Origin of the sequence: Variovorax sp. CF079, assembly GCF_900101545.1 — a bacterium.
GTDB lineage: Bacteria > Pseudomonadota > Gammaproteobacteria > Burkholderiales > Burkholderiaceae_C > Variovorax.
In genome coordinates this window covers 87,716-114,509 of sequence record NZ_FMZU01000020.1, presented here as the reverse complement: position 1 = coordinate 114,509, position 26,794 = coordinate 87,716, and the positions used below count along the sequence as shown (strand labels likewise).

Below are 26,794 nucleotides of genomic sequence, written 5' to 3'. Positions count from 1 at the left end.
CATGAGCACCCAACGAATCGCAGTCATCGCCGGCGACGGCATCGGCAAGGAAACGATGCCCGAAGGACTGCGTGTGCTCGATGCCGCGGCACGCAAGTTCGGCATCGATCTTCATTTCGACCATTTCGATTTTTCGAGCTGGGACTACTGCGAGAAGCACGGCAAGATGCTGCCCGACGACTGGAAGGATCAGATCGGCGGGCACGACGCCATCTACTTCGGCGCGGTCGGCTGGCCCGAGAAGATTCCGGACCATGTCTCGCTCTGGGGCTCCCTGCTGCTGTTTCGCCGCGAGTTCGACCAGTACATCAACCTGCGTCCCGCGCGCCTGATGCCGGGCATCGTGGCGCCGGTGGTCCGGCGGGACGGTACGCCGCGGCAGCCCGGCGAGATCGACATGTACATCGTGCGTGAGAACACCGAGGGCGAGTACTCGAGCATCGGCGGGCGCATGTACGAGGGAACGGCGCGCGAGATCGTCGTCCAGGAGACCGTGATGTCGCGCGTCGGCGTGGACCGTGTGCTCAAGTTCGCCTTCGAGCTCGCGCAATCGCGACCGAAGAAGCACCTCACCAGCGCGACCAAATCCAACGGCATCTCGATCACCATGCCGTACTGGGACGAGCGCGTCGCCGCGATGGCGAAGAGCTATCCGGGTGTCAAGCTCGACAAGTTCCACATCGACATCCTGACGGCGCACTTCGTGCAGCGTCCCGACTTCTTCGATGTCGTGGTGGCGAGCAATCTGTTCGGCGACATCCTGTCCGACCTCGGACCCGCATGCACCGGCACGATCGGCATCGCGTCGAGCGCGAACCTCAATCCGGATCGCACCACGCCCTCGCTGTTCGAGCCGGTGCACGGCTCGGCGCCGGACATCGCCGGCACGGGCATCGCCAATCCGATCGGGCAGATCTGGTGCGGCGCGATGATGCTGGAGTTCCTGGGCCACAAGGCTGCGCATGACGCCATCCTGGCAGCGATCGAGAAAGTACTGGCGCCGGCGAGCGGCGCACCGCGTACGCCTGACATCGGCGGCAGCGCGGGCACGACTGACCTGGGTCGTGCGGTCGCACAAGCGCTCTGAAAAGAGCCGGCGCAAAACACCACTAAAATCGCGGTCCTCGCTGGATTGCGCGGCTGAGTGTCGTATTGACACCCCGTGGACCAGTGGTTGTAATCCTTGTCGGCAGTGCGCTGCCGGCGCGTCAGAACTGCCATCCTTTTTCATTCATCACACCCCATGGCACCGTCATGGGGCCGGCATTGTTTCTGACGTTACCTGATCAACAATTTTTTCCTGCAAGGGGTCCTTGTGAACAAAACCGAACTGATTGAGCACATCGCAAAAAACGCCGATATCTCCAAAGCCGCTGCCACGCGCGCACTTGAATCGACCATCGGCGCCATTCGTACCACGCTCAAAAAGGGCGGTTCCGTATCGCTCGTCGGTTTCGGCACTTTTGCAGTCGGCAAACGCGCTGCGCGCACGGGCCGCAATCCGCGCACCGGCGACGCGATTAAAATCAAGGCCGCCAAGATCCCGAAGTTCCGTCCCGGCAAGGCGCTCAAAGACGCGCTGAACTGAGACACTGGTTCCCGGTGGGGTGCTTAGCTCAGCTGGTAGAGCGGCGCCCTTACAAGGCGTAGGTCGGGGGTTCGAACCCCTCAGCACCCACCACCCGATGCAAAGGCGAACACTCAGTTCGCCTTTTTTGTTTGCTGTTTCGTTCATCCCGCAGAGAGTGTCCAAGCATGTTTGATTCCTTCCGCAAGTACAACAAGGTCATCATGGCGCTCTTGTTCTTGCTGATCATTCCGTCCTTTGTGCTGTTCGGCGTGGATCGCTACCAGGGCGGCGGCCAAGGGGAGAAGGTTGCACGCGTAGACGGCACCGACATCACGCGGCCGGAATGGGATGCGCAGCACCGCAACGAAGTCGACAGGATCCGGCAGCAGGCACCCAACATCGAACCGGGCTTGCTCGATTCGGACGCTGCCCGCTACGCGACCCTGGAGCGGATGGTGCGCGACCGCGTGCTCGCGGCAGCCGCTTCCAAATCGAACATGACGGTGTCCGAAGAGCGGCTCGCGCGCTTGTTCGCCGAAGATACGGGCCTGGCTTCTTTCCGTACGGCCGACGGCAAGTTCGATCGCGAGCGCTTCATGCGTGCGACGGGCCGCACACCCGAGCAGTACGAAGCCTCGGTGCGCGCCGATCTGGCAACGCAGCAGGTGCTGCTGGGCATTTCGGGAACGGCATTCGCCACGCCCGCCCAGGCAGCGGCCACGCTCAATGCGTTCTATGACCGCCGCGAAGTGCAGGTCGCACGCTTCAACCCGGGTGACTTCGCAGCAAAGGTCAGCGTGAGCGATGCCGACCTCGAGGCCTATTACAAGCAGCATGTCGCGCTATTCCAGGTGCCCGAACAGGCGAGCATCGAATACCTGGTGCTCGACCTCGAAGCAGCGAAGAAGAACATCGCGATCAACGAGGCCGATCTGCGCAGCTATTACGATCAGAACGCCGCGCGCTTCGGTACCAAGGAAGAACGCCGTGCCAGCCACATCCTGATCAGTGCGCCCGCGAGTGCGCCCGCTGCCGAGCGCGAGAAGGCGCGTGCGAAGGCGCAGCAGCTGCTGGCCGACGTCAAGAAGGCGCCTGGCACTTTCGCCGACCTCGCGCGCAAGAATTCGCAAGATCCCGGATCGGCGGAAAAGGGCGGCGACCTCGATTTCGTGACGCGCGGCGCCATGGTCAAGCCTTTCGAGGATGCGATGTTCGCGCTCAAGAAAGGCGAGGTCAGCGATGTCGTCGAAACCGAGTTCGGCTATCACATCATCCAGCTCAACGACATCAAGCCCGCGGTGATACAGCCCTTCGAGCAGGCGCGCGCCGCCATCGAGAACGAAGTGCGCGGCCAACAGGCCACGCAGGAGTTCGCCAAGGCGGCCGAGAGTTTTACCGACATCGTCTACCAGCAGCCCGACAGCCTGAAGCCGGCCGCCGACAAGTTGAAGCTCACCATCCAGACCGCGAGCAAGATCGGCCGCATGCCGGCGCCGGGCGCCGCGGGCGCGCTGGCAAGCCGCAACTTCCTGAACGCGCTGTTTGCCGCCGATTCGCTTGAGCGCAAGCACAACACCGAGGCGATCGAGATCGGGCCCAACCAGCTCGCATCGGGGCGCGTGACGCAATACAGCCCTGCTCGGGCGTTGCCTTTCGAAGAGGTCAAGGACAAGGTTCGTACGCAGCTTGTCGCCGAGCGCGCAGCCGCGCTCGCCAAGGCCGAGGGCGAAGCCAAGCTCGCGGCGTGGCAAGCCAAGCCGGCCGACGCGAGCCTTGGTGGGCCGGTGACGGTTTCGCGGCTCGAGACCCAGTCGCAGCCGGCGCCTGTCATCGAGAGCGCATTGCGGGCCGATCCGGCCAAGCTTCCTTCACTGGTTGGCGTCGATCTCGGCGCACAGGGCTATGCCGTTGTGCGCGTCAACAAGACGGTGCCGCGGACGCCGTCCGCACCCGAGGCGGCGCAGCAGGAGACGCAGCAGGTCGCCCAGGCCGTGGCCGCGGCAGAGAATGCGGCGTACTACGACATGCTGAAGAGCAGGTTCAAGGCGCAGATCCTGGTGCCGAAACCGGTGGATCCGATCGTTGTCGGCGGGCGCTAGTTTTTTGCCGCTACAATTGCAGGCTCTGTGGTGGCTGTAGCTCAGCTGGTAGAGTCCCAGATTGTGATTCTGGTCGTCGTGGGTTCGAGTCCCATCAGCCACCCCAAACCCCTTTGACATAAAGCGCCGATCATTCGATCGGCGCTTTTTTTTTGGAGTTGCCTCACTTGCGGCAATTGGGATTTGAATTAGAATTTTTACTTTCCAATTCGGAGGATTTCACCGATGGCCTCAACCCTTGCCGACATCAATTCCCAGATCAAGAAGCACGACGAGCAGATTGCGCAATTGCGCAAACAAGCCGAGGAGCTGCGCAATCAGGAGCGCGCGGGTGTCATCGAGGAACTGCGCAAGAAGATCGCGGAATACGGTTTGACTGCGGCCGATCTGAAACTCGGCACGCGTGGCGGCAAGCGCAGTACGGGGGTGGTCACGATCAAGGCGGCTGCAAAGTATCGCAGTCCCACCGGTGAAACATGGTCGGGCGGGCGCGGGCGCAAGCCGCGCTGGATTACGGAGGCGCTGGCCGCCGGCAAGTCGCTGTCGGACTTCGAGATCAAGTAGACGGTTCGCTTGGTCCCTCGTAAAAAAGCCCGCATGTGCGGGCTTTTTTATTGTGTGTAGCAGGCCTTAGTTGACCATCACGAGCTTGCCTTTGACGCCGCGCGAACCCATGTGCGCGTAGGCGGCCTTCAACTCCGCCATCGGCATGGTGCGGTCTATCACCGGCTTGATCTTGCCTTGGCCGTACCACTTTGCCAATTCGGCCATCATCTGCGCATTGGCTTTGGGTTCGCGCTTGGCGAAATCCCCCCAGAACACGCCAACCAGCGACGCGCCTTTGAGCAGCATCAAATTCAATGGCAGCGAGGGAATGGGACCGGCGGCGAAGCCCACGACCAGATAGCGCCCGCGCCAACCGATCGAGCGGAATGCAGGCTCCGCGAAATCGCCGCCTACCGGGTCATAAATGACATCCGGACCCTTGCCGTCGGTTGCTGCCTTGATGGCTTCGCGAAAGCCATTGGGTAGCGCATGCGTCGTGTAGTTGATCGTGAGATCGGCGCCGATGGATTTGCAGAGCTCGCATTTTTCATCGGTGGACGCGGCAGCGATCACCTTGGCGCCGGCGGCCTTGGCGATCTGGATCGCTGCCGTCCCGACGCCGCCTGCCGCACCGAGCACCAACAAGGTTTCGCCGGCCTTGAGCTGCGCCCTGTCCATCAACGCGTGCCACGATGTCGCGTAGATCATGATGAAAGCCGCCGCGTCGACATGGCCGAAGCCCTCGGGCAGCGGCATGCAAAGGGCGGCCGGCGCCAGCGTGTGGGTGCCGAAGCCGCCGGTGCCGGAAAGACAGGCGACGTTCTGGCCGACCTTCAGATGAGTCACTCCGTCGCCGACCGCCGCTACCACCCCTGCATATTCAGACCCAGGCACGAAGGGCAGCGGCGGCTTGATCTGGTACTTGTTCTGCACGATGAGCAGATCGGGGAAGTTGAGGCTGGCAGCCTTGATTTCGATCAGCACCTGACCCGGGCCGGGGGTTGGCGTCGGCAGTTCTTTCCAGGTCAGGGCGTCGACGCCGGTGGGGTTTTCGCAGAGCCATGCGTGCATGCTCGTGTCTCCTTGAGGTAGGTCTCTGGGGCAATGAATCCGGGCCATGATAGGCGGGCTGGCAGGCCGGCATTGTCCCTGCCGTGACGCATCGGCCGCCTACAATCGCGCGCACTCACAGACGACATGAAGATACTTATTTCGAACGACGATGGCTTCCAGGCTCCCGGCATCGTTGCGCTGCACGATGCGCTGAAGGAGGTGGCGGAAGTCGAAGTGGTCGCGCCCGAGCACAACAACAGCGCCAAGTCGAACGCGCTCACGCTGGCGGCGCCGCTCTACGTGCACACCGCGCACAACGGCTTTCGCTACGTGACCGGCACGCCCGCCGACTGCGTGCACATCGCACTCAAGGGGCTGCTCGACTACCGGCCCGATCTGGTGGTTTCCGGCATCAACAACGGCGCCAACATGGGCGACGACACCATCTACTCGGGCACCGTCGGCGCTGCCATGGAGGCCTACCTGTTCGGCATTCCGGCGATCGCGTTCTCGCAGATCGAGAAGGGCTGGGCCCATGTCGACGCGGCGGCCCGCGCGGCCCGGCGGCTGGTGGAGCAGATCGAGCGCGAACGCATGCTCGAGAGCGGCGCATTTCTGCTCAACGTCAACATCCCGAATCTTCCCTTCGACAAGCTGAAATCGGTCAAGGTCTGCAGGCTGGGGCGCCGCCATGCAGCCGAAAAGGTCATTACGCAGGACAGCCCGCGCGGCGAGACCATGTACTGGATCGCGGGGGCGGGCGGCGCCAAGGATAGCGGCGAGGGCACCGACTTCCATGCGACGGCGGCCGGCCACATTGCGCTCACGCCCTTGCAGATCGACCTGACCGACCATGCCAACCTCGGCCAATGGCGCGAGACGGTGGCTCGCCTGGGCGAGCCGTCCTGACATGGCGAGCCAGCGACCAGGATTCCCCGTCCGCCTCACGCCCACCGCGTCGGCTGCGACGCGCGGGCGCGCGTCGGCCGTGCCTGCCAAGCCGCTCGTTCATCACACGCCTTCGATGGCCTCCGACGCCGTGCGCGCGCGCATGGTTCAGCGGCTCGCGGCGCAGGGCATTGCCGACGCTCGGGTGCTGCGCGCCATGGGCACGGTCGAGCGTCATCTTTTCGTCGACAGCGCACTGGTCAATCAGGCCTATGAAGACACGAGCCTGCCGATCGGTCTGGGCCAGACCATCTCGAAGCCGAACGTGGTGGCCCGCATGATCGAACTCCTGCTTGGTGCGCCCGCGTTGGCAAACAAGCCCGCCGACCGCCTGGGCCGCGTGCTCGAGATCGGGACCGGCTGCGGCTACCAAGCGGCGGTGTTGAGCCACATCGCGACCGAGGTCTACAGCATCGAACGCCTGCGCGGATTGCACGAGCGAGCGCGCATCAATCTCCGCTCGTTCCGGCTGGCCACGGTCCATCTGCTGCTGGGGGACGGCATGGTGGGCTATGCGAAGGGCGCACCCTACGCGGGCATCATCGCGGCGGCCGGCGGCGAAGCGGTGCCTGAGGCATGGATCGCGCAGCTGGCCGTGGGCGGCCGCATCGTCGCGCCGACACAGTCCGAGGTCGGCAAACAGGCGCTTGTCGTGATCGACAAAACAGCGCGGGGACTGGAGCGCCGCATTCTTGAGGCGGTTCACTTTGTCCCCCTAAAATCGGGAATTGCTTGAAGGAAGAACACATGCTGGGTATTGGCAATCGGGGCTGGCTTGCCGGCGTGACGCTGCTGGTCGCGCTCTTGATTGCGGGGTGTGCCGCCAGGCGCGGCCCCGTACCGGTCGAGGACCGCGGCACGATGACCAGCGCGACGGTTGCCGCGCCCAGCGCGCCCGGTGTCCCGACCATCACCACGGACGCTTCGGGCAAGCCGCTGCCGGGCATCGAAAACTACGGCAAGCCCGGCTATTACGCGGTGCGTCCCGGTGACACGATTCGCCGCATCGGCACCGAAACCGGCCAGAGCTGGCAGAACATCGCTCGCTGGAACAATCTCGACAATCCCGACCTGATCGAAGTCGGTCAGGTGCTGCGCGTGATCCCGCCGGTCGGCGCTACCGCAAGCGCTGCGGCACCGGCATCTGCAACTGGCACGACCGACGCCTCGAGCGCCGTGACGCGGCCGGTCACGCAGGCCGCCGTCGCACCGTCCTCCGGCGCCGCAGCGGCTCCTGCGGCCGCGGCGAGTGCGGCTGTCAAACCCACCCCGCCCATCATCACCGCTTCACCTTCCGCGCCGGCTGCCACGGCATCGGGCGATGAAGATGTGGGTTGGATCTGGCCTGCGCACGGCTCGTTGATTGCGGGCTTCGACGAAGCCAAGAACAAGGGACTCGACATCGGCGGCAAGGCCGGCGATTCGGTGCTTGCTGCAGCCGATGGACGGGTGGTGTATGCCGGCGCCGGCCTGCGCGGCTACGGCAATCTGATCATCCTCAAGCACAACAACACCTACCTGACCGCTTATGCGCACAACAGGACGCTGCTGGTGAAGGAAGACCAGTCCGTGCAGAAGGGCCAGAAGATTGCCGAGATGGGCAACAGCGACGCGGATCGCGTGAAGCTGCACTTCGAAATCCGCCGCCAGGGCAAGCCGGTCGATCCGGCGCGCTACCTGCCCGCGCGCTAGGATCATGCATGGCTGCCTCCGTCCCGCGTCGCATTCCGGTCGTGCGGCGCGCGGCGGGCAACGGCAGCATCTCGACCTTGCGGCCCTACAAGCCTGCGAGCCTGCCCGCTCCTGCGGATGACGTCGTTGATCGCGCGGACAAGGGCGCGCTGCCTGAGATTGCGCACGACGCGGTGCCGGTCGACCTAGGCGGTGAAGGCGGCGATTCGTTGACGCTCTACCTGCGCGAGATCCGGCGCACCGAACTGTTCACTCCCGACGAGGAATACCAGACCGCCTGCGCCGCCCGCAGCGGCGACTTCGCGGCGCGGCAATCGATGATCGAGCACAACCTGCGGCTCGTGGTGAACATCGCCAAGGCCTATCTCGGCCGCGGCGTTCCGCTGGCGGATCTGATCGAGGAAGGCAACCTCGGCCTGATGCATGCGATCAACAAGTTCGAGCCGGAGCGTGGTTTTCGCTTCTCCACCTATGCAACCTGGTGGATCCGCCAGTCGATCGAACGGGCGGCGATGATGCAGGCTCGCGCGATCCGGCTGCCGGTGCATGTGGTTCGCGAACTGCAACAGGTGATGCGGGCGCGCCGTGCGCTGGAAGGCGACGCCGACTTCATCGCCCGCCGGCCCGACGGCGTGCGGGTCGAAGATGTCGCAGCGCTGCTGGGCCGCGAGGTGCAGGCGGTGGCCGAGCTGATGGCGCTCTCCGAGGCGCCACGTTCGCTCGACGCGGGCAGCGAGCGCGGCGACGACAGTTTCAGCCTGGCCGATACGGTGGCTTCGGAAGACGAGGGCGGAGACCCGACGGGCGTGACGCAGACGCACGAGGTCGAGAAGCTTCTCGATCGATGGATCCACGCACTGAGCGAACGCGAGCGCGAGGTGCTGGAAGGCCGCTACGGCCTGCACGACCGCGATCCGGAGACACTCGAAGTGTTGAGCGTGCGCCTCGGCCTGACGCGGGAACGCGTGCGGCAGATCCAGAACGAGGCGCTCGCCAAGATGCGCCGCCAGCTCGCGCGCGCCGGCGTCCAGCGCGATGCGTTTTTGTAGCGCTCGGGCCGAGGGCGCCCCGCAGCCCTGAGACAATCCGTGCATGACGGATTCGATAGAGAAGAAGGCGGCGCAGCAGCAAGCCCGCGATGAATGGCTGCACGTCGAGTCGCTCGACCTCGACGCACAAGGCGTGGCGCACAAGGCCGACGGCATGGTGGTGTTCATCGAAGGCGCATTGCCTTTCGAAGAAGTGCAGTTCAGCGTGCACCGCAAGAAAAACAACTGGGAGCAAGGCATCGTGGCCGCGATCCGCCGCGAGTCGTCGCAGCGTGTGCGGCCCGGCTGTCCGCATTTTGGTCTGCACGCCGGCGCATGCGGCGGCTGCAAGATGCAGCACCTGGATGCCGCTGCGCAGGTGGCGGTGAAACAGCGCGCACTCGAGGACAACCTGTGGCATCTCGGCAAGGTGCGTCCCGAGAACATGCTGCGGCCGCTGGAAGGGCCTGCCTGGCACTACCGCTATCGCGCCCGCCTTTCGATGCGCTACGTGGCCAAGAAGGGCACCGTGCTGATCGGCTTTCACGAGCGCAAGAGCCGCTACTTGGCGGACATGCAGGTGTGTCCCGTGCTGCCGGCCCGGGTCAGCGCCATGCTCATGCCCTTGCGCGAACTCGTCGGTTCGATGGAGGCGCGCGACACCTGCCCGCAGATCGAACTGGCTTGCGGGGACGCGCCGGACGGCGCCAGCCTCGGCGTGATCGCCTTGGTGCTGAGGCATCTGGAGCCGCTGTCCGCTGCGGACATGGCGCGGCTCAAAGCGTTCGCGGCGCAGCACGCCGGCGTGCAATGGTGGCTGCAGGCCAAAGGGCCCGAGACCGTGAAGCTCCTCGAACCCGACGGTCCCGCGCTGGCTTACGAGTTGCCGGAGTTCGGCGTCACGATGCCTTTCAAGCCGACCGATTTCACGCAGGTCAATCCGCACATCAACCGCGCGCTGGTCAGCCGCGCTTTGCGCCTGCTCGACGTGCAATCGGGCGAGCGCGTGATCGACTGGTTCTGCGGACTCGGCAACTTCACCCTGCCGCTGGCGAGCCGCGCGCGCGAGGTGCTGGGCATCGAGGGCAGCGATACGCTGGTGGCGCGGGCGACCGACAACTTCGAGCGCAACCGCCCCGCCGTGCCAGGTCGAAGCGCGCTGGCCGCGACTCGCTTCGTCGCGCGCAACCTGTTCGAGATGACGCCCGCGATGCTGGTGGCCGACGGCGCCGCGGACAAGTGGCTGGTCGATCCGCCGCGCGAGGGTGCGTTTGCGCTGGCCAAGGCGCTCGCCGACCTTCATCAGCAGATCGAACTGCACGAGGGCGGCTGGTCGCCGCCGAAGCGCATCGTCTACGTGAGTTGCAATCCCTCGACGCTGGCGCGCGACGCTGGCCTCCTGGTACACCAGGCGGGCTATCGCTGCACCTTCGCGGGTGTGGTCAACATGTTCCCGCACACGGCGCATGTCGAGTCGATCGCCGTGTTCGATCGAGCATGAAAAAGGGCCCCGAGGGGCCCTTGTTGCTTCAAGCCGAGCAGGTGCTCAGTCGCGCTCGCCGCCGAAGATGCCGAGCAAGGCCAGCAGGCTCTGGAACACGTTGAACAGGTCCAGGTAAAGCGCAAGCGTGGCGCTGATGTAGTTGGTCTCGCCGCCGTCCATGATCTGCTTCAGGTCATACAGCATGAAGGCCGAGAAGATGCCGATGGCGGCGACCGAGATCGCCATCATGCCGGCGCTGGAGCCGACGAAGACATTGATGATCGCACCGACCATCAGCACCAGTGCGCCGACGAACAGCCACTTGCCCATGCCCGACAGGTCGCGCTTGATCACCGTTGCCAGCGAGGCCATCACGAAGAACACGCCGGCGGTGCCGCCGAAGGCGGTCATGATCAATTCGGAGCCGTTCTTGAAACCCAGCACCATCGCGATCAGCCGCGACAGCATCAGGCCCATGAAGAAGGTGAACGCCAGCAGCACCGGCACGCCGGCGGCCGAGTTCTTGGTCTTCTCGATGGCGAACATGAAACCGAAGGCACCGCCCAGAAAGACCATGAGGCCGATACCGCCGCTCAGCGAGCGGGTGATGCCGGTGGCGACGCCCAGCCAGGCGCCCAGCACGGTAGGCAGCAGGCTCAGGGCGAGCAGCCAATAGGTATTGCGCAGGACGCGCTGGCGCTCTGCCTGCGGCAACGTCTGGCCGTAGCCGACGGTGGTGTCGAGGGTGTTGACGCGGTCGTTCATTGCTGAAACTCCTGATGTTCGCTGCAACGCTGCAGTTGGGGCCCATTCTAGGTGGCCGCAAGAGCCGGCCACGACAAAAACCCGCATCCGGATGTCCCTAAAGCGCTTTCTGCCATCCGTAAGGGCTCATGCAGGTGCGGGCGCTATGCTTCAGGGCTTAGTTCACTTTTTGCAAGACCATGAAGACCAAGTCCTTTCTCGAACTCGCCGATGTCAAGGCCATTGCCGCCGCGGCCGAAGCCGAAGCGCTCAAGAACAACTGGGCCGTGACCATCGCCATCGCCGACGACGCCGGCAATTTGCTCTGGCTGCAGCGGCTCGATGGGGCAGCGGCCTTGTCGTCGCACATTGCGCCTGCCAAGGCCCACACGGCCGCGATGGGAAGGCGAGAGAGCAGGATCTATGAGGACATGATCAACGGTGGGCGCACCTCGTTTCTGACGGCGCCTGGGGTGCAAGGCCTGCTCGAAGGCGGTGTGCCGATCGTCAAGGATGGCCAGGTGATCGGTGCGGTCGGCGTCAGTGGCGTCAAGTCGAACGAGGACGCGCAGATCGCCAAGGCGGGTATCGCCGCGCTCGGCCTCTGATCGCCAGGCTTCCAAAACAAAAACGCCGACTTTCGGGTCGGCGTTTTCTTTTCGGATTCAAGGTGGAAAAAAAGCTTGGCTAGTCGGCGAACCGTTGGCTAGCAAAAAACGACCCTTCGGAGATGAATCTCCTCGAGTCGCCCCACGATGAAACTTGCGCGAGGGGCGGGCTGATCTCTATTTGGTCAGGATCAGCTTGCCGAGTTTGGTGGCTTGCAGCCGATAGAGCGAGCCGTTGTGCATGATCCCGACGATCTTGCTGCCCTTGAGAAGCTCCGTGCTTTCGAAAAGGGCAGCAGGGCGGGGCGCCTCGGCGGCGGCGCGGCCACCGCCCGAATGATCGAGCGAGGGATGGCTCAGGACGGTGAATGCGTTGGGAGTGGCTGGCATTGGAAATCCCCTTGTCGAAGCGATGCGTGAATGATAATGATTCGCAATAAAAAGTCAATCGCCTCGATCGATCTTTTTGCCTTGCAAAGCAGGCTTTACTTCGCCTCGGGTTCCGTGATGAAGCCGATCTTGCGTACGCCGGTCTCGCGCGCCGCCGACATCGCTTGTGCAACACGCTCGTAGCGCACCGCCTTGTCGCCGCGGATGTGCAACTCGGGTTGCGGTTCCTTGGCCGCTTCGGCCGCGAGCCGTGTCTTCAGCTCGGCGTCGTCGATCTTCTGTTCGTTCCAGTAATAGCTGCCGTCGGCGGCGACGGTGAACAGGATGTTCTGCGGTTTGGTCTGCTGCGGCTCGCTGCTCGCGCGGGGCAGGTCGATGTTCACCGCATGCTTCATCACCGGCACGGTGATGATGAAGATGATCAGGAGCACCAGCATGACGTCGACCAGCGGCGTCATGTTGATCTCGTTCATCACCTCATCGGGTTCGTCCTGGGTTCCGAAAGCCATGGTGCTCAGCCTTTCTTGAGCGGGACGACGATGGCTTCGACGCCGCTCTGGACGCGTGCGCCCGTCACGAAGTAGGCATGGAGGTCATGCGCAAAGCTGTTGAGCTTGGTCAGCACGAACTTGTTGCCGCGCACCAGCGCGTTGTAGCCCAGCACCGCGGGAATGGCGACCGCCAGGCCGAGTGCCGTCATGATCAGCGCTTCGCCGATCGGGCCGGCCACCTTGTCGATGGTGGCCTGGCCGGCCGAGCTGATGCTCATCAAGGCGTGGTAGATGCCCCAGACCGTGCCGAACAAGCCGATGAACGGGGCCGTCGAACCGACCGAGGCCAGGACGGCCAGACCAGTCTGCAGGCGCGCGGTGAATTCATCGATGCCGTTGCGCAATGCGCGTGTGATCCAGTCGCTCACGTCGAGCGCATCGTGCAGATGGGCCTTGGTGTTGCGATGATGCGCCGCGGCTTCACGGCCTTCCAGGGCGAGGGCGCGGAACGGGTTGCTGTCGTCCTTGCCGAGCTTGTTGAGCGCGGTGGCGAAGTCTTCGCTGTGCCAGAAGTCCTGCGAGTGCTTCGCGAGGCGCTTGTACTTGATGACGTCCAGCGCCTTGATCAGGATCACGATCCACGAGGCGAGCGACATGCCGATCAGCAGCAAGGCGACGGCTTTGGTGACGAAGTCGCCCTGCGCCCATACGTTCATCAGGCCAAATTGGGAATCCATAACTACTGCTCCGGGACTATTGGGAAAGTGTGAAATTGAAAGGCGCCTTCAACAAGTAGACGGTCGCCTCGTCGGCGCCCGGCTGCCTGATCGGCGTGACCTGCGATGACATGGCTGCCTCGCGCGCTGCCTGGTCGAGCCGGTCATAGCCGCTGGACTTGAAAATCTCGGCGCGCTTGGGAAGGCCCGCGCTGTTGAAATAGACCGCCACGACCACCGTGCCGGTCTCGCCCAATCGCTTGCTCATCGCCGGGTAGGTGATGCGAGGTTCGCGGATGTATTGCGTCTGGCCCTGGCTGATTTCGACGAGCTTGGGCGCCGGCGGTGCGGGTGGCGAGGCAGGAGGAGCCGGCGGCTCTGCGGGGGCGGGCGGCGCAATGGGCGCGGGTGGGGGCGGCGGCTCGATGCTCCCCGTGGGCGCATTCGGCGCTGGCGTGGGCTTCGGCTCGCGTATCGCCTGCGGCCGCGGCGGCGGAGGCGTTTTCGTCACTTCCCGCTTGGGCGGTTCGGGTGGCGGGGGCGGCGGTTCTGCCGGCTTGGGCGGCTCAATGAACTCGCTCAGGATTTCCACCGGGATGACCACCTCGGCGGCGCGGCGGAGCAGGCCGCTCTGCAGCGCCCACAGGGCAGCGACGTGAAAAAGCACCACGCCGCCTGCGATGACGGCGTTGCGTGACAGGCCTAGAACGGAGGGAGGAGACGAGGAAAAGCGGTCAGACACGATCAACTATGGAGTGCCGGCCCTTGCGAAAGGTGCCCGGGTGCAGCGGAACCGCCAGTTACTTGCGAAGAATCCACCAGACCGAGCCGGTGACGAGGATCAGGCTGCCGCCGAGTGCCGAGAAGAGTTCCATGCCCTGCTTTCCGTGATGGAATTGGCAAGCTGGATCGACCTCGGTTCCGATTCGCGGTTGAGTGCGGCAACCGGATGGGAAGCGCTGCATTGCGCGACCACGTCGCGCGCGCAGCCTTCGCACTGGCCGCACTGGGTGGCCACGCCGAGCTCAAACTGCACTTCGTCGAAGGTCATGCCGGCGCGCACATGGCGTGCGATTTCGCGGTCTGACACTCGGCGACATACGCAAACGATCATGGCGGTGAGGCGGCGGTTGGCTGGCTGTTTGTAGAAGGCTCGATTATAAATACGAATTCCTCGCATTTGCAATAACTATTGCAGCTCTGGGGCCAAGCCCTTCGATAGCTGGCCCCTAGACCTCGGACCACATGCGCAGCAGGTTGTGATAGTGGCCGGTCAGGGCGACCGTCTCCTCCGACTCGCCGAGCCGGGCGCGCAACTTGATGATGGTTTGGTCGAGTTCGAACAGCATGGCCCGCTGCCGGTCGTCGCGCACCATGCTCTGCAACCAGAAAAAGGAGCAGATGCGCACGCCCTGCGTCACGGGATGCACGCGGTGCAGGCTGCTCGAGGGGTAGAGGATCAGATCACCGGCCGGCAGCTTGACTTCGTGGGTGCCGTAGGTGTCCACGACTTCCAGTTCGCCCCCTTCGTAGTCCTCGGGCTCGGACAGGAACAGGGTGCACGACAGATCGGTGCGCAATTGCTCGCCGGTGCCGGGCACGGAGCGTACCGATCCGTCCACATGCAGTCCGTAGTGTTCGCCGCCTTCGTAGCGATTGAACAGCGGCGGCACGAACCGGAGCGGCAACGCGGCGGAAAAGAGCAGGGCATTCTTGGCCAACGCGGCCAGGATGGTGCTGCCCAGCGCACGGGTCACTGGGGAGAACTCGGGCAGCTGACGATTCCGCTTGACCCTGGCGCCCTGTTCCCCGACGGTTTCCCTGCCGTCCACCCAATCGGTCGTGTCGAGCGTTGCTCGCATTTCGCGCACCTGATCCCGCGTCAGGACATCGGGCACATGCAACATCATTTGCAAGATCTCCATGAAAAAAGCCCCAGCGCGACGACTGGGGCTGCGAGTTTCGCAGTCCTCGAGAGTGGGATGCCGGGGCGTGTCAGAACTTGAAGTTGGCGGTCAACGTCGCGGAGCGCGGCGTCCCCACCGTCAGCCGGTTCCCTGCGTTGTTCACCCGTGCCAGATAGAACTTGTCCGTCAGGTTGTACAGGTTGAGCTGGATCGCCACGTTCTTGTTGATTTCGTAGCCGATCATCGCGTCGAAGACCGTATAGCTCGGAATGGTCGGGAAGAAGGTGGTCGGTGTCAGCGCCGCGTTCGACGTCGCCCGCGCCTGCGTGTCGACGTAACGTGCGCCTGCGCCGACGATCAGGCCCATGGGAAACTTGTAGGTCGTCCAAAGCGTGGCCGTGAGCTTCGGCGAGAAGCGAATTTGCGCGCCGTTCTGCGTGGTGCTTGTCCGCGAACCTTCCAGGATCTCGGTGTCGATGCTGGCAATGCCTGCAATGACCTGCCATGCAGGCGTGATCTGCCCGATGGCGCTCAGTTCCACGCCTTGCACGCGCGTCTTGCCGTATTGCTCGGTGTTGCCGAAGGTATCGATCTGAACCTGTTCGTTCTCGTTGGTTGTCCGGAACAGTGCGCCGGTCACCGCGAGGCGCTTGTCGAGCAGATCCCACTTGGTGCCGACCTCGGCGGTCTTCGCCTTCTGCGGATCGAGGTTCGGATTGTTGATGTTGGTGGCCGTGCCCGACAGCGCGAAGTCGGAGCCTGGCGGTTTCGCGGACGTGGCGTAGGCGGCATAGATGCTGCCGTTGGGGGTCGGCTTGAACACCACGCCTACCTTGCCTGTGAGAAGGTTGTCGGATTTACCGAGCCGTGTTGCGAGTTGCGTCCCGTTGGCTGCAGGTGCGTCCAGGCCGGAAAAGTCGCTCTTGTAGTGCTCGTAGCGGAGACCGCCGTTGATCAGCCATTGCTCGTTGAGCTTGATGGTGTCGAAAGCGTACAGCGCGGCCGTGGTCGTCTTGCCGGCCGTGCTGGCGCCGGTCGGCAGCACCGGAACGAAGGCGCGGTTGACGTTGGGGGCGTAGAGGTTGTTGTAGGCAAGGAACGAAGTGCCCGAGCGCACGCCGTTGAGCGCGTTGATCTGGGCCGCCACGGCGGTGTTGTCCTGCTCTTCGCGGCCCAATTCGACGCCGGCGCTGATGGAGTGCTTCAAGCCGCCCAGGGTCAGGTCCGCCGTGATGTTCGTCTGGTTCGCAAAGATCTCGTTGTCTTGAAGCTTGCCCTGCGGCGTCGTGCGCACCGACCAGCCGAGCGGATTGAACACGTTCGGGACGAGCAGCCCGTTGCTGAACACACCCGTGAGTACCAGGTCCTGCTTGGTGCGGCCCCAGCGGGAGATGTTGCGGATGGTCACGCCGGGCGCAATATCGTGTTCGATGCGCGCCGTGAACATGTCGGCCTTCACGTCGTCATGGTCCGACAGAAAGCCGTAGTAGTTGTTGGTGTCGACCCGGGGCCCGTTGCCGCCGATGCGCGCCAGATCGGCAAGGTAGTAGCCTTCGAGGCCGACCACTGGAATACCGCCGTCAGGGCGATTCTTCTGATCCATGTGCAGATAGGACAGGTAGATGCGCGTCGGCGTACCGAGGCCGATGGCGAGCGAGGGCGCGATGCCCGATCGATTGTTTTGGACCAGGTCCCGTCCCGGCACGCCGCCGTCCTGCACCATGGCATTCAGACGAAATGCCACGGAACCAGTTTCGTTCAGCGCCCGGTTGAGGTCGACCGTCGCCCGCTTCTGGCTGGCGGAGCCCAGGCTCACGCTGCCGGCGAAGAAGTTCTCGGCGGTGGGTACTTTGGATACGAGATTGATGTAGCCGGTCGGCGATCCGCGGCCAATGTCGGCGCCCGCCGGGCCTTTGACGACCTCGACCTGCTCGATATTGAACATGTCGCGCGAGACGGTGCCCACGTCGCGGATGCCGTCGACGAAGATGCTGCCCGAGGTGTCGAAGCCGCGCATGAACACGGCGTCGCCTGTGGACGTGTTGCCGTTTTCCCCCATCTGGAAGGTAATGCCGGGCGTATTGCGCAGCGCCTCGGTCAGCGTCGTCGCGCCCTGGTCCTGCAGGACCTCTTTCTTGATGACGGTGATGGTTTGGGGCGTATCCACCAGGGGCTGGGTGAACTTGGGCGATGAAGACGTTTCGGGCTTGTAGCCATCGGCCGTCGCTTCGATCTTGACTTCGCGCAACGTGTTCGCCGTGCTGGTCTGCGCCGCTACGGGCATCGATATCGCGATCAGGGTTGCGGCTGCTGCGCCAGTCAACTGGGGTGACGGTGCACGCCCGACGGCGTGCTTGCGGCTCTTGATGTAGGCCATGAAGGGTTCTCCGGGAAGGACGGCATGTGAGAACTCGACTGGCGGGTCCGAGCGCGCTCCTCCAAGAGGCGGCGGGATTGGCTGGGTGAGCTGAGTTGCGGCTGCGCGAACTCGAAGCGAATGATAATCAATCTCAATACGTTTGATTACGTATTTCCAAAATTGAGACTAAGTTCCGCTGTGTTTGTTGCCAGTTGGCAACTGGCGCGGCGTGCAGGCGCCAAAGTCAATAGACGTCGCGTCTATAGCGGCCGGTGGCCGTGAGTTCACGCACCAGGGCTTCACCGGCGATCTGGCGCAATGCCGCGTCGACGCCGGAGGCCATTCCCTGCAGGCTGCCGCACACATACACGGCTGCACCGCGACCGATCCACGAGAGCACTTCCTCGCAAGCCTGCAGCAAGCGGTGCTGGACATAGAGCCGGTCGGGCTGATCGCGCGAAAAGACCATGTCGAGCCGGCGCAGAACGCCTGCGGCGTTCCAAGCTTCGATTTCGGCGCGGTAGAGAAAGTCATGCCGCACATTGCGCTCCCCGAACACCAGCCAGTTGTCGTGCTGGCGGGCGGCGGCACGGGCTCGCAGATGGCTGCGCAGGCCGGCCAGCCCGGTGCCGTTGCCGATGAGAATCAGCGGCCGCTGCGCATTGCCTTCGAGGCGGAAATTGCGGTGGGGCCGCAGGCGCAGCGCGACCGTGTCACCGATGGCCAATGTCGAGGTCAGCAGGCCCGATGCGGCACCCAGAGTCCCGTCGGGGTGCTGTTCCTGGCGCACCAGCAACTGGAGTTCTCCGTCGGTTTGAATCGAGGAGATCGAATAGTCGCGCGGTCGACCTGGATCGCTGGCGATGGTGATCTGCGCCACGTCTCCGGACTCCCACTGTGCTGCAGTTCCCGCCGGCGCCACGAACGCCAGGTGGTACACCGGCGCGCCGGCGCTGCCCGCATTCAAGCGCTCGCGCGCTGCGAGACGCCAGGGCATGGTCCTTGCGCTGCTGTCTTCCGCCTGCGCAACTGCGTCGCCGCCGCATCGGGCTCGCCAGACGGCGAGGCTGGCCGGGTCGGTATTGTCGACTTCAAGGCGTTCGAATGTGCGTGTGGCGCCGGCCGAGTGAAGCCATTCGTCGAGCGCGCGGCCGAAGCCGCAGAAGCTTGCGTACTGGCGGTCACCCAATGCGAGCACGGCGTAGCGCAACGAGGAGAAGTCGGCAGTGCTGCCCATCACCTGCTCGGCGAACACGCTGGCGCCGTCGGGTGCGTCGCCTTCACCGTAAGTGCTGGCGATGAAGAGCGCAGAGCTTGCGCCACGCAAGGTCTTCGTATCGGCTTCGTTGAGCGACATGACGCGGACCGGGGTCCCTGCCGCACGCAGCCAGGCTGCGGTCTGCCAGGCGATGGCTTCGGCCTGGCCGGTCTGGCTTGCGTACAGCACCAACGCGGTCTCCTCGGCGCCATCCCCCGCGAGCGCTGCGGCAGCGCGTGCCAGGACCTGATTGCGTCGGCGTTCGCGCCAGTACACCGCGAGGCACAGGCCCGCGTAGGCGCACACGGTCGAGCCGGCTGCCAGCGCGCGCACGGTGGCTTCGGTCATGCAACTTGCGCTGTCCAGGCCTCGCTGGTCAGCGCCCGGTGCCCCGCACCTTCGCGGCCAACGAACAGGGCTGCGATTCCGTGATGCTGCGCAAAGGTCAAGCCGTCGTCCGGACCGAGCACCGTGAGAACGGTGGCGAGCGCATCGGCGTGCATGCATTGGCGGTGCAGCACCGTCACCGCTGTCAGCGCATGGCCGCTCGGCTCGCCGCAGCGCGGATCGAGGGTGTGCGACCAGCTTCGCCCCTCGTGTTGACGCAGGTGCCAGCGGTCGCCCGAAGTGGCAAGCGCCATGTCGCTGAGCGCAATGCGTGTTGCGACACCGGACGCGGCATCGATCTGGACTTGCCAGGGCTGCCCACCGGGGCGGCGGCCGACGCCACGCAGTTCGCCGCCCACTTCAACGAGAAAATCCCCGAGCCCGAGAATTTGCAGCTCAGCTGCTACTTGGTCGACCGCAAAGCCCTTGGCGATGCCCGAGAGATCGAGCCAGACACCGCCCGGCTGCAGGATCGAATTGGTATCGGACTCGAAGGCGATGCGCTGCCAGCCGACATGCGAGCGTGCCGCCGCGAGTTCGGCGGGCGAGGGCGGCGATGGCGATGCATTGGCGTGCGCGCCGAAACCCCAGAGCGCCACCAGCGCCCCGATGGTCGGATCGACGGCGCCGTCGCTTGCCGCAGCCCATTGCAATGCGCAGGCAAGCACCTTGCCGAATTCGGGCGCCAGTGCATGCCGGCTGCCGGCAGCAGCGCGGTTGAAGCGGCTGATGTCCGAGTCCGATTCCCAGGTGCTCATCTGGGCGATCACCCGGTCCAGCGCAGCCTCTGCACTCGCGCGAACGGCGTCCCGAGGAATCAAGAGCGGGTTGTCGAACCTGAGCGACCAGGTCGTGCCCATGGTCCGCCCGGCAAGTTGCTGAAGACTCGCAGGATCGGCGCGACGCGGCACGGCCGCGTTGGCATAGCCACCCGTGCGCCGGACCGCGAAAGAAGGCCGCATGTGCGGCGTGTCCCGAGACGTGTTCAGGGCATCACTTCCAAGGTGGCGGCATAGCTCAGGCGCCGCTCCTTGGCTTGCGGCACCGTGGTCTTGCCGTCCTTGGTGCTGGCTTCGAGCCAGTACATGCCGGCTTGCGGCCAAATCACGGAGAACTGGCCCTTGGCGTCGGTCTTGGCCGTGATCTCATCCACCTTGTCGCGGTAGCGCGTGTTGCCGGGCGTGACCGTCACTTCGAGGTCCTTGGCCGGTTGCCCGTCGATCTGCAGGACGAAGCTGGCCTTCTCCCCCTTCACCAGATCTGTCGGGTGGGTGGTGGTCACCAGTTCCAGGCCCTTGCCGCTCGGTTTGAGCACACCGGGCTTGCCCACGGTCACGAAGGTTTCGATGCGGCCGGCCGACTGCGTTACCTCGACCTCCTGCGCATCGGCCGGGATCTGGCTGGCAATGTTCTCCGGCGTGCCGCGTGCGCGCTTGGGTTGCCCGGTGGCCTTGTCCTTCCAGCGGGCAAACACGCCGCCATTGAGCACCGCGACGCGGTAGGTGCCGGGCTGCGCGAGGTTGAGGTCGAACACGCTGCGCAACTTGCCCTTGTGGATGTTCTCGGCCTTCACGGCGCTGCCGTCTGGTGCGGTCACGGCCAAGTTGTCGAGCGCCAGCGGGTTGTGATTGAAGAAGAACAAGTCGTTCGAAACGGCCGCGTCGACCGTGATCCAGTCGCCTTTCGAGAGCACGGTGCTCGAAGGCAGCAGCCACACGTTGTGCGCCTGCACGGCAGCGGCGCCGGCGGAAAGAGCAAGGGCCAGGGCGGCGGTGCGAAAAGCGAACTTCATGGTGAGACCCGATGAGGAGGATGAAAGGGGATGGATCAAGGCTTGAGCTCGAGCCGGACTTCGCCGAGCTCGCTGTTGCCGGCGACCTGGGGCTGCTCGGCTTTGGCCGGCGGCCACTGGAACGGAATGCTCACGATCTCGCGGCCGCCGACTTCGCGTGCCGCTTCGACGTACAGCTTGTAGGCGCCCGGCGCCAGCTTCGGCAGTGCGACCGAGCCTTCGGTGAAGCTGATCTGGTGCTTGCCGGCAGGGCGGGTGGCGCTGCTCACGCCGTCGACCGGCATTTGCAGCTCGCGTCCCGTGCGCCGCCACCACTGGCGCATGTCCTTGAGCCACTTGGTGCCTTCGCCTTCCGCGTTGCCCTTGTTCTTGATGTCGTACCAGACGGCCAGCGTGGTGGCGACCGACTGGTCGGCGCGCTCGATCCACGCTGCGACGTACGGGCGGTGGTATTCGGCCACCGTCAGGCGCGGCACTTCGATGTTGACCGCGAGGCCGGCTGCGAAGGCGGGCGCGCCGAAGAGCGCTGCGAGCGCGAGCGAATAGCGAACTTGCACGGGAAAACCTCTTTCCTGGATCAATGAACGAACAACAGCGCGAGCAGCACCGGCACGACCAGACCCATGCCCACCATGGGCCAGGTGAAAGGCCGGTTGCCTGCGTGCATCTTGAGAATGAACAGGCCGCTGACCGAGAACACCAGCGTGGCGGCCGCAAAAATGTCGATGAACCAGCTCCAGGCAACGCCGGTGTGGCGGCCCTTGTGCAGGTCGTTGAAATAGGAGAGCCAGCCGCGGTCCGTGCGTTCGTATTCGATCTGCCCGTCGGACAGGCTGAGCCGCAGCCAGGCGTCGCCGCCGGGGCGCGGGAGCGAGAGATAGATTTCGTCGTCGGACCACTCGGCTTCGCGGCCCGAAGTGTCGATCGCCCATTGCTTGTGCACCCAGGCCTGAAGTTCTGCCGGGAGTTCGGCCTTGCCTTTTCGCGCCTTGGCAGCCGGCAGTTGTTGCGCGAGGTGGCCGCGCAACGCGTTGTCGATAGTGCCAGTCAGGCTGCTGACCTTCGGCTTGGCTTCGATGCCGGCGGCATGATTGAGGGTGAATCCCGTGACGCTGAACAGCGCCATGCCGATCAGGCAGAGCGCCGAGCTGACCCAATGCCATTCATGCAAGGTCTTGAGCCAGTAGGCGCGGCGGCGGTTGTCGGTGGCGGCGGGGGGCATTGGAGCCCGCGATTCTAGCCTTGCAAATGAGAATGAATGCCATTTACAAGACGCGATGCGGGCAAAAAAATGCGGGCCGCAGCCCGCCTGCATGGCGCGATGCGCCTTATTCGATCTCGCCCATTTGCGACTGCAGATAGTTCTGCAGCCCGACCTTGTCGACCAGATCGATCTGGGTTTCGAGGAAGTCGATGTGCTCTTCGGTGTCGTCCAGGATCTCTTGCAGCAGGTCGCGCGAGACATAGTCGCGCACCGATTCGCAGTGGGCGATGCCGGCCTTGATGGTGGCTTGTGCGCCGGTCTCTGCCGTGAGGTCGCACTGCAGGATCTCGGGGACGTCTTCGCCGACATTGAGCTTGGCCAGATCCTGAAGATTCGGCAGGCCGTCGAGCACAAAGATGCGATCCATGAGCTTGTCGGCGTGTTTCATTTCGCCGATCGACTCCTCGTATTCCTTCTTGGCCAGCTTGTCCAGGCCCCAGTGCTTGAGCATGCGGTAGTGCAGGAAGTACTGGTTGATCGCAGTGAGCTCGTTCTTGAGCTGTGCCTGGAGATGGTCGATGACTTGAGGGTCGCCCTTCATGGTTATTCCTTGTTCTGAAAGCGTCGATTGTGTGAGCCGCTCGTGACAGCACGCAAGCAAACCCATGCGCTCGCGGTCTGCATGCGTTTGATCGTGATAGGTGTTCGCATTTGGCGGTGGCCGCCGACCTCATAGGCCACCGCAATTTTTTTCATAGTTCATAACTATGAATTTGCCTTTATTGGTAGTTATACTAATCGCTCGCCACTTTCTTTCATCAGTCACCCAAGGAAAACTGAATGTCCCTGATCAACACCGAAATCATCCCTTTCAAGGCCACCGCGTACCACAACGGCAAGTTCGTTCCGGTCAGCAACGAAAACTTCAAGGGCAAGTGGTCCGTCGTGGTGTTCTACCCGGCCGACTTCACTTTCGTGTGCCCGACCGAACTGGGCGACCTGGCCGACCACTATGCTGAATTCCAGAAGCTCGGCGTCGAGGTGTATGGCGTGTCGACCGACACCCACTTCACCCACAAGGCCTGGCACGACACCTCGGAAACCATCGGCAAGGTCCAGTACCCGCTGATCGGCGACCCCAGCCAGCAACTCGCACGTGCCTTCCAGGTCCTCATCGAAGAGGGCGAAGACGCAGGCCTCGCCTATCGCGGCACCTTCGTGATCGACCCCGAAGGCAAGATCAAGACCATCGAAGTGCACGACAACGGCATTGGCCGCGACGCCGCCGAGCTGCTGCGCCGCGTGAAGGCCGCCCAGTACGTGGCTGCCCACCCCGGTGAGGTCTGCCCGGCCAAGTGGACCGAAGGCGCCGAAACGCTCAAGCCTTCCTTCGACCTCGTCGGCAAGATCTAACTCGCCGTTTGCGCCAGGCCCGGGCGCGTTTCGCTCCCGGGCTTTTTTGTTCCCCTCGTATTTTCAAAGTGAGTTCACCATGCTCGACGCCGGCACCAAGGCACAACTGAAAAGCTATCTCGACCGCATCACGCAGCCGATCGAAATCGTCGCTTCGCTCGACGACAGCAAGGCGTCGGGCGATCTGCAATCGTTGCTGAAGGACGTAGCCGACTCGTCTTCGCTGGTGAAGGTGACCGAGAGCCGCGACGACAACCATCGCAAGCCCTCGTTCTCGATCAACCGGCCGAGCCAGAGCCATGGCCCGCGCTTCGCGGGCATTCCGATGGGCCACGAATTCACCTCGCTGGTGCTCGCGTTGCTGCAGGTCGGCGGCTATCCGCCCAAGGTCGACGAAGCCGTGCTGCAGCAGATTCGCGCGCTCGACGGCGATTTCGAGTTCGAGATCTACATCTCGCTCACTTGCCACAACTGCCCGGACGTCGTGCAGGCGCTCAATCTGATGGCGGTGCAGAACCCGCGCATCAAGACCACCATGATCGACGGCTCGCTGTTCCAGGACGAGGTGAAAGAACGCCAGATCATGGCCGTGCCGACCGTGTTCCTGAACGGCACCGAATTCGGCCAGGGCCGCATGAGCCTGGAAGAAATCCTGGCCAAGATCGACACCAGCGGCGTCGAGCGCGAGGCGAAAAAGATCGCCGGCAAGGCTCCGTTCGACGTGCTCATCGTCGGCGGCGGGCCGGCCGGCGCGGCAGCGGCCGTGTATGCGGCGCGCAAGGGCATCCGCACAGGCGTGGCGTCCGAGCGCTTCGGCGGCCAGGTGCTCGACACCATGGGCATCGAGAACTTCATCTCGATCAAGGAAACCGAAGGGCCCAAGTTCGCGCTGGCGCTCGAGGAGCACGTGCGCAACTACGAGGTCGACATCATGAACCTGCAGCGCGCCGCGGCGCTGGTGCCGGGCAAGGATTTCATCGAGATCAAGCTCGAGAGCGGTGCTTCGCTCAAGAGCCGCTCGGTCGTGATCTCGACCGGGGCGCGCTGGCGCAACATCAACGTGGCGGGCGAGCACGAGTACAAGAACAAGGGCGTGGCCTACTGCCCGCACTGCGACGGCCCGCTCTTCAAGGGCAAGCGCGTGGCCGTGATCGGCGGCGGCAATTCGGGCGTCGAAGCGGCGATCGACCTCGCCGGCATCGTGGGCCACGTGACGCTGATCGAGTACGACACGCAACTGCGCGCCGACGCGGTGCTGCAGCGCAAGCTGAAGAGCCTGGCGAACGTCAGGATCGTCACCAACGCACAGACGACCGAGATCACCGGCGACAAGCAGAAGGTCAACGGCCTGACCTACAAGGACCGCGCGACGGGCGAGAGCCACCAGGTGGAACTCGAAGGCGTGTTCGTGCAGATTGGCCTGGTGCCCAACACCGATTGGCTCAAGGGCACGGTCGAGCTCTCGAAGCACGGCGAGATCGTGGTCGACGCGAAGGGCCAGACCTCGGTGCCCGGCGTGTTCGCGGCGGGCGATGCGACGACGGTGCCGTTCAAGCAAATCATCATTGCGGCCGGCGATGGTGCGAAGGCCGCGCTCAGCGCCTTCGATCACCTGATCCGGACCTCGGCGCCGGCAGAGGAGGCCGTGGCTGCCTGAAGGCGAAGGCGGGCGAGGCCCGTCAAGTCCTGCATCAGCAGGCGGGCGGCGGGTGCGATCCACGGGATCGGCGAAGAAGGCGAGGCCGGGGCGAACCGGCGCAACGCGGCAAGATCGGGTGGAGCGCCTGCTTCCAGGCTTTCTGCGCTGCTTTCGAGCGCTCGCCCCGCGGCTTGGCCGAGTGCTGTCCATGCTGCATCGTCGCGCGCGAGCGGCGCGCTCTCGGCCAGCCGAGCGAACAGGGCGGCGTCATGCGCGATGCGTGCCACGAACTGCGCCGTCCGGGCGCAATCCTCGGCGCCGTCCTGCGCTCTGCGGCGCAGGCGGCGCCAGAGCTTCGCTTCCCGATCGGCGCCCACCGCCATCACGGCCAAGTCGCGCAATGCGAGCCGCGCTGCGCCAGCGGCGGCCTGCTTTTCTTCCGGCGTCAAAGGCGCCGGGCCGAGATCGCGTTGCACGTCGGCCGCGATGCGCCGCAAGACCGACGCACACGCCGCATCGAAGCGCGCTTGCGTGCGCGATGCCAGCCCCAGCATGGAGATCGCCAGGCCCGTCGAGACCCCGATCGCCATCTCGACCACGCGCAGGCCGGCGACCTCGAGCGCCGGGTGGCCCGCGATCCCGCCGCTGGACAGCACGATCAATGCAGCGATCGGCGCGCTGCGCATCGAAGCAATCCATGCGCTGCCCAGCGCGAGCAGTGCCACGGTGCCGAGCGTGGCCGCCGTCGACCCCACCCCGATGTGATGCTGCAGCCAGACACCGGCCAGTCCCAGGCCGGTACCGGCCAGCGTGCCGCGCACCCGGTCCCAGCCCGCACCGAGCGTGGAGCCCGTGGTCGGGCGCATCACGATCAAGGCGCTCATCACGGCCCAGAAGCTCTCGGGCATATGCAGGGCATCGGACGCCAGGTAGGACAGCACTACCGCGGCCGCCAGTTGAAGGCCGTGGCGCAACGTGGCGTCGTTCATGAACGCCCGACCGGGACTGTTGAAGGCTGCGCGCCCAAGCCTTCGGCCACACGGTCGATGAGCTCGCAGGCCGCGAGCAATTGCGCGCGCTCACCGGCGCTCAGCTGTGCGCCGAGCGCGGATGCAAGCGACGCCTCCCTGCGATGCACCTCGGCGGTGAGCAGATGCGCGCCTGCGGCAGTCAGGGACAGGATCGATTTGCGCGCGTCGCCCTCGTGGGCACGACGCTCCACGAGGCCATCGGTCTCGATTTCTGCGAGCAGCCTCGTCAAGGTCTGGAGCTTGACCCGCTCGTGCAGCGCCAGTTGAGTCGGCGTCAGCGGGCCGCGCCGGTACAGCTGTCCGAGCACGCTCAGCTTGGCCGAACCTGGCTGGTCTGTACTGCCCTGCGAACGAAGATGCCGTGTCAGCTGCGAAACCGCCGCGCGCAGACGCACGGCGGTGTGCATCGCATCTGCGGGAGGTTTGGGAGCCATCC

At 64.5% G+C, this 26,794-nt stretch carries 29 protein-coding genes and 2 tRNA genes; 14 read left to right on the top strand and 17 right to left on the bottom strand.

Features of this window, described 5'->3' with window-relative positions; translation table 11 throughout:
* Window position 1 precedes the first annotated feature (1 nt).
* From BLS74_RS25055 to BLS74_RS25030, 6 genes are all read left to right on the top strand, one after another.
* A complete protein-coding gene (locus BLS74_RS25055) occupies window positions 2-1,087 on the top strand; it encodes a tartrate dehydrogenase (protein WP_093109859.1) in 1,086 nt (361 codons plus the stop codon).
* Window positions 1,088-1,315: 228 nt separating this feature from the next.
* Entirely contained in the window at window positions 1,316-1,588 is a 273-nt protein-coding gene (locus BLS74_RS25050) for an HU family DNA-binding protein (protein ID WP_007830705.1), read from the top strand.
* A gap of 17 nt (window positions 1,589-1,605) precedes the next feature.
* Window positions 1,606-1,681: transfer RNA gene (locus tag BLS74_RS25045), tRNA-Val, on the top strand.
* A gap of 74 nt (window positions 1,682-1,755) precedes the next feature.
* A complete protein-coding gene (locus BLS74_RS25040; protein WP_093109858.1) occupies window positions 1,756-3,669 on the top strand; it encodes a SurA N-terminal domain-containing protein in 1,914 nt (637 codons plus the stop codon).
* Window positions 3,670-3,699: 30 nt separating this feature from the next.
* Window positions 3,700-3,775: transfer RNA gene (locus tag BLS74_RS25035), tRNA-His, on the top strand.
* 119 nt (window positions 3,776-3,894) lie between these two features.
* A complete protein-coding gene (locus BLS74_RS25030; protein WP_093109857.1) occupies window positions 3,895-4,233 on the top strand; it encodes an H-NS histone family protein in 339 nt (112 codons plus the stop codon).
* Window positions 4,234-4,299: 66 nt separating this feature from the next.
* On the opposite strand, the gene BLS74_RS25025 is transcribed toward BLS74_RS25030, so the two are convergent.
* On the bottom strand, window positions 4,300-5,286 hold the full coding sequence (locus BLS74_RS25025; protein ID WP_093109856.1) for an NADPH:quinone oxidoreductase family protein: 987 nt from the start codon (window positions 5,284-5,286) through the stop codon (window positions 4,300-4,302).
* Between the two features lie 126 nt (window positions 5,287-5,412).
* Here BLS74_RS25025 and surE point away from each other — a divergent pair, with 126 nt between their 5' ends.
* From surE to rlmD, 5 genes are read left to right on the top strand one after another with little or no spacing between them, the layout of a single operon-like run.
* Window positions 5,413-6,177: a 5'/3'-nucleotidase SurE gene (gene surE, locus BLS74_RS25020; RefSeq protein ID WP_093109855.1), complete on the top strand. Its 765-nt coding sequence runs from the start codon at window positions 5,413-5,415 to the stop codon at window positions 6,175-6,177.
* Between the two features lies 1 nt (window position 6,178).
* A complete protein-coding gene (locus tag BLS74_RS25015) occupies window positions 6,179-6,952 on the top strand; it encodes a protein-L-isoaspartate(D-aspartate) O-methyltransferase (protein ID WP_093109854.1) in 774 nt (257 codons plus the stop codon).
* 11 nt (window positions 6,953-6,963) lie between these two features.
* Window positions 6,964-7,908 (top strand): peptidoglycan DD-metalloendopeptidase family protein, encoded by a 945-nt coding sequence (locus tag BLS74_RS25010; protein ID WP_093109853.1) that lies wholly within the window; start codon window positions 6,964-6,966, stop codon window positions 7,906-7,908.
* Window positions 7,909-7,916: 8 nt separating this feature from the next.
* The gene (locus tag BLS74_RS25005) at window positions 7,917-8,957 is read left to right on the top strand and encodes a sigma-70 family RNA polymerase sigma factor (RefSeq protein WP_093109852.1); all 1,041 of its coding nucleotides are present in this window, start codon (window positions 7,917-7,919) and stop codon (window positions 8,955-8,957) included.
* Between the two features lie 43 nt (window positions 8,958-9,000).
* Window positions 9,001-10,437 carry a 23S rRNA (uracil(1939)-C(5))-methyltransferase RlmD gene (rlmD, locus tag BLS74_RS25000; RefSeq protein ID WP_093109851.1) on the top strand — a complete coding sequence of 479 codons (1,437 nt, stop codon included), beginning with the start codon at window positions 9,001-9,003 and terminating at the stop codon, window positions 10,435-10,437.
* Between the two features lie 45 nt (window positions 10,438-10,482).
* Here rlmD and BLS74_RS24995 read toward each other — a convergent pair whose 3' ends face one another.
* Window positions 10,483-11,184: a Bax inhibitor-1/YccA family protein gene (locus BLS74_RS24995; protein ID WP_093109850.1), complete on the bottom strand. Its 702-nt coding sequence runs from the start codon at window positions 11,182-11,184 to the stop codon at window positions 10,483-10,485.
* Between the two features lie 179 nt (window positions 11,185-11,363).
* On the opposite strand from BLS74_RS24995, the gene BLS74_RS24990 reads away from it, so the two are divergent.
* Complete coding sequence (locus BLS74_RS24990) at window positions 11,364-11,771, top strand: GlcG/HbpS family heme-binding protein (protein WP_093109849.1); 408 nt, start codon at window positions 11,364-11,366, stop codon at window positions 11,769-11,771.
* A gap of 177 nt (window positions 11,772-11,948) precedes the next feature.
* Here BLS74_RS24990 and BLS74_RS24985 read toward each other — a convergent pair whose 3' ends face one another.
* The 13 genes from BLS74_RS24985 to bfr form a co-directional block, all read right to left on the bottom strand.
* On the bottom strand, window positions 11,949-12,161 hold the full coding sequence (locus BLS74_RS24985; protein ID WP_093109848.1) for a hemin uptake protein HemP: 213 nt from the start codon (window positions 12,159-12,161) through the stop codon (window positions 11,949-11,951).
* Between the two features lie 95 nt (window positions 12,162-12,256).
* The gene (locus BLS74_RS24980; protein ID WP_093109847.1) at window positions 12,257-12,670 is read right to left on the bottom strand and encodes an ExbD/TolR family protein; all 414 of its coding nucleotides are present in this window, start codon (window positions 12,668-12,670) and stop codon (window positions 12,257-12,259) included.
* Between the two features lie 5 nt (window positions 12,671-12,675).
* On the bottom strand, window positions 12,676-13,389 hold the full coding sequence (locus BLS74_RS24975) for a MotA/TolQ/ExbB proton channel family protein (protein ID WP_093109846.1): 714 nt from the start codon (window positions 13,387-13,389) through the stop codon (window positions 12,676-12,678).
* Between the two features lie 16 nt (window positions 13,390-13,405).
* Complete coding sequence (locus BLS74_RS24970) at window positions 13,406-14,110, bottom strand: energy transducer TonB (protein WP_348272437.1); 705 nt, start codon at window positions 14,108-14,110, stop codon at window positions 13,406-13,408.
* Between the two features lie 99 nt (window positions 14,111-14,209).
* Window positions 14,210-14,482, bottom strand: a complete 273-nt coding sequence (locus tag BLS74_RS24965) for a (2Fe-2S)-binding protein (RefSeq protein WP_093109844.1) — start codon at window positions 14,480-14,482, stop codon at window positions 14,210-14,212.
* A gap of 115 nt (window positions 14,483-14,597) precedes the next feature.
* A complete protein-coding gene (locus BLS74_RS24960) occupies window positions 14,598-15,278 on the bottom strand; it encodes a Fe2+-dependent dioxygenase (RefSeq protein WP_093109843.1) in 681 nt (226 codons plus the stop codon).
* 85 nt (window positions 15,279-15,363) lie between these two features.
* Window positions 15,364-17,652, bottom strand: coding sequence for a catecholate siderophore receptor Fiu (locus BLS74_RS24955; protein ID WP_093109842.1), 2,289 nt, complete (start codon window positions 17,650-17,652; stop codon window positions 15,364-15,366).
* 226 nt (window positions 17,653-17,878) lie between these two features.
* Window positions 17,879-19,240, bottom strand: a complete 1,362-nt coding sequence (locus BLS74_RS24950; RefSeq protein ID WP_093109841.1) for a sulfite reductase subunit alpha — start codon at window positions 19,238-19,240, stop codon at window positions 17,879-17,881.
* On the bottom strand, window positions 19,237-20,241 hold the full coding sequence (locus BLS74_RS24945; RefSeq protein WP_093109840.1) for an FAD:protein FMN transferase: 1,005 nt from the start codon (window positions 20,239-20,241) through the stop codon (window positions 19,237-19,239). The genes BLS74_RS24950 and BLS74_RS24945 overlap by 4 nt, the downstream gene beginning before the upstream one ends.
* Window positions 20,242-20,264: 23 nt before the next feature.
* Window positions 20,265-21,071: a DUF4198 domain-containing protein gene (locus BLS74_RS24940; protein ID WP_093109839.1), complete on the bottom strand. Its 807-nt coding sequence runs from the start codon at window positions 21,069-21,071 to the stop codon at window positions 20,265-20,267.
* 35 nt (window positions 21,072-21,106) lie between these two features.
* Entirely contained in the window at window positions 21,107-21,628 is a 522-nt protein-coding gene (locus BLS74_RS24935; protein ID WP_093109838.1) for a DUF2271 domain-containing protein, read from the bottom strand.
* A gap of 20 nt (window positions 21,629-21,648) precedes the next feature.
* Window positions 21,649-22,293, bottom strand: a complete 645-nt coding sequence (locus BLS74_RS24930) for a PepSY-associated TM helix domain-containing protein (protein ID WP_093109837.1) — start codon at window positions 22,291-22,293, stop codon at window positions 21,649-21,651.
* 106 nt (window positions 22,294-22,399) lie between these two features.
* Entirely contained in the window at window positions 22,400-22,876 is a 477-nt protein-coding gene (gene bfr, locus BLS74_RS24925; RefSeq protein ID WP_093109836.1) for a bacterioferritin, read from the bottom strand.
* 239 nt (window positions 22,877-23,115) lie between these two features.
* On the opposite strand from bfr, the gene ahpC reads away from it, so the two are divergent.
* Together ahpC and ahpF are read left to right on the top strand one after the other, a co-directional pair.
* Window positions 23,116-23,688, top strand: coding sequence for an alkyl hydroperoxide reductase subunit C (gene ahpC, locus BLS74_RS24920; protein ID WP_093109835.1), 573 nt, complete (start codon window positions 23,116-23,118; stop codon window positions 23,686-23,688).
* A 79-nt stretch (window positions 23,689-23,767) separates the two neighbouring features.
* Window positions 23,768-25,345: an alkyl hydroperoxide reductase subunit F gene (gene ahpF / locus BLS74_RS24915; RefSeq protein WP_093109834.1), complete on the top strand. Its 1,578-nt coding sequence runs from the start codon at window positions 23,768-23,770 to the stop codon at window positions 25,343-25,345.
* Here the strand turns inward: ahpF and BLS74_RS24910 are convergent.
* Together BLS74_RS24910 and BLS74_RS24905 are read right to left on the bottom strand one after the other, a co-directional pair.
* Window positions 25,297-26,316, bottom strand: coding sequence for an FUSC family protein (locus BLS74_RS24910; protein WP_093109833.1), 1,020 nt, complete (start codon window positions 26,314-26,316; stop codon window positions 25,297-25,299). The two genes, ahpF and BLS74_RS24910, sit on opposite strands and share 49 nt — an antisense overlap.
* Complete coding sequence (locus tag BLS74_RS24905; protein WP_244503992.1) at window positions 26,313-26,765, bottom strand: MarR family winged helix-turn-helix transcriptional regulator; 453 nt, start codon at window positions 26,763-26,765, stop codon at window positions 26,313-26,315. Before BLS74_RS24905 ends, BLS74_RS24910 begins: the two co-directional genes overlap by 4 nt.
* Window positions 26,766-26,794 lie beyond the last annotated feature (29 nt).

Coding starts and splice junctions, on each gene's coding strand:
- BLS74_RS25055 (WP_093109859.1), top strand. CDS start 2: ATGAGCACCCAACGAATCGCAGTCATCGCCGGCGACGGCATCGGCAAG.
- BLS74_RS25040 (WP_093109858.1), top strand. CDS start 1,756: ATGTTTGATTCCTTCCGCAAGTACAACAAGGTCATCATGGCGCTCTTG.
- BLS74_RS25030 (WP_093109857.1), top strand. CDS start 3,895: ATGGCCTCAACCCTTGCCGACATCAATTCCCAGATCAAGAAGCACGAC.
- BLS74_RS25025 (WP_093109856.1), bottom strand. CDS start 5,286: ATGCACGCATGGCTCTGCGAAAACCCCACCGGCGTCGACGCCCTGACC.
- surE (WP_093109855.1), top strand. CDS start 5,413: ATGAAGATACTTATTTCGAACGACGATGGCTTCCAGGCTCCCGGCATC.
- BLS74_RS25015 (WP_093109854.1), top strand. CDS start 6,179: ATGGCGAGCCAGCGACCAGGATTCCCCGTCCGCCTCACGCCCACCGCG.
- BLS74_RS25010 (WP_093109853.1), top strand. CDS start 6,964: ATGCTGGGTATTGGCAATCGGGGCTGGCTTGCCGGCGTGACGCTGCTG.
- BLS74_RS25005 (WP_093109852.1), top strand. CDS start 7,917: ATGGCTGCCTCCGTCCCGCGTCGCATTCCGGTCGTGCGGCGCGCGGCG.
- rlmD (WP_093109851.1), top strand. CDS start 9,001: ATGACGGATTCGATAGAGAAGAAGGCGGCGCAGCAGCAAGCCCGCGAT.
- BLS74_RS24995 (WP_093109850.1), bottom strand. CDS start 11,184: ATGAACGACCGCGTCAACACCCTCGACACCACCGTCGGCTACGGCCAG.
- BLS74_RS24990 (WP_093109849.1), top strand. CDS start 11,364: ATGAAGACCAAGTCCTTTCTCGAACTCGCCGATGTCAAGGCCATTGCC.
- BLS74_RS24985 (WP_093109848.1), bottom strand. CDS start 12,161: ATGCCAGCCACTCCCAACGCATTCACCGTCCTGAGCCATCCCTCGCTC.
- BLS74_RS24980 (WP_093109847.1), bottom strand. CDS start 12,670: ATGGCTTTCGGAACCCAGGACGAACCCGATGAGGTGATGAACGAGATC.
- BLS74_RS24975 (WP_093109846.1), bottom strand. CDS start 13,389: ATGGATTCCCAATTTGGCCTGATGAACGTATGGGCGCAGGGCGACTTC.
- BLS74_RS24965 (WP_093109844.1), bottom strand. CDS start 14,482: ATGATCGTTTGCGTATGTCGCCGAGTGTCAGACCGCGAAATCGCACGC.
- BLS74_RS24960 (WP_093109843.1), bottom strand. CDS start 15,278: ATGATGTTGCATGTGCCCGATGTCCTGACGCGGGATCAGGTGCGCGAA.
- BLS74_RS24955 (WP_093109842.1), bottom strand. CDS start 17,652: ATGGCCTACATCAAGAGCCGCAAGCACGCCGTCGGGCGTGCACCGTCA.
- BLS74_RS24950 (WP_093109841.1), bottom strand. CDS start 19,240: ATGACCGAAGCCACCGTGCGCGCGCTGGCAGCCGGCTCGACCGTGTGC.
- BLS74_RS24945 (WP_093109840.1), bottom strand. CDS start 20,241: ATGCGGCCTTCTTTCGCGGTCCGGCGCACGGGTGGCTATGCCAACGCG.
- BLS74_RS24940 (WP_093109839.1), bottom strand. CDS start 21,071: ATGAAGTTCGCTTTTCGCACCGCCGCCCTGGCCCTTGCTCTTTCCGCC.
- BLS74_RS24930 (WP_093109837.1), bottom strand. CDS start 22,293: ATGCCCCCCGCCGCCACCGACAACCGCCGCCGCGCCTACTGGCTCAAG.
- bfr (WP_093109836.1), bottom strand. CDS start 22,876: ATGAAGGGCGACCCTCAAGTCATCGACCATCTCCAGGCACAGCTCAAG.
- ahpC (WP_093109835.1), top strand. CDS start 23,116: ATGTCCCTGATCAACACCGAAATCATCCCTTTCAAGGCCACCGCGTAC.
- ahpF (WP_093109834.1), top strand. CDS start 23,768: ATGCTCGACGCCGGCACCAAGGCACAACTGAAAAGCTATCTCGACCGC.
- BLS74_RS24910 (WP_093109833.1), bottom strand. CDS start 26,316: ATGAACGACGCCACGTTGCGCCACGGCCTTCAACTGGCGGCCGCGGTA.
- BLS74_RS24905 (WP_244503992.1), bottom strand. CDS start 26,765: ATGCACACCGCCGTGCGTCTGCGCGCGGCGGTTTCGCAGCTGACACGG.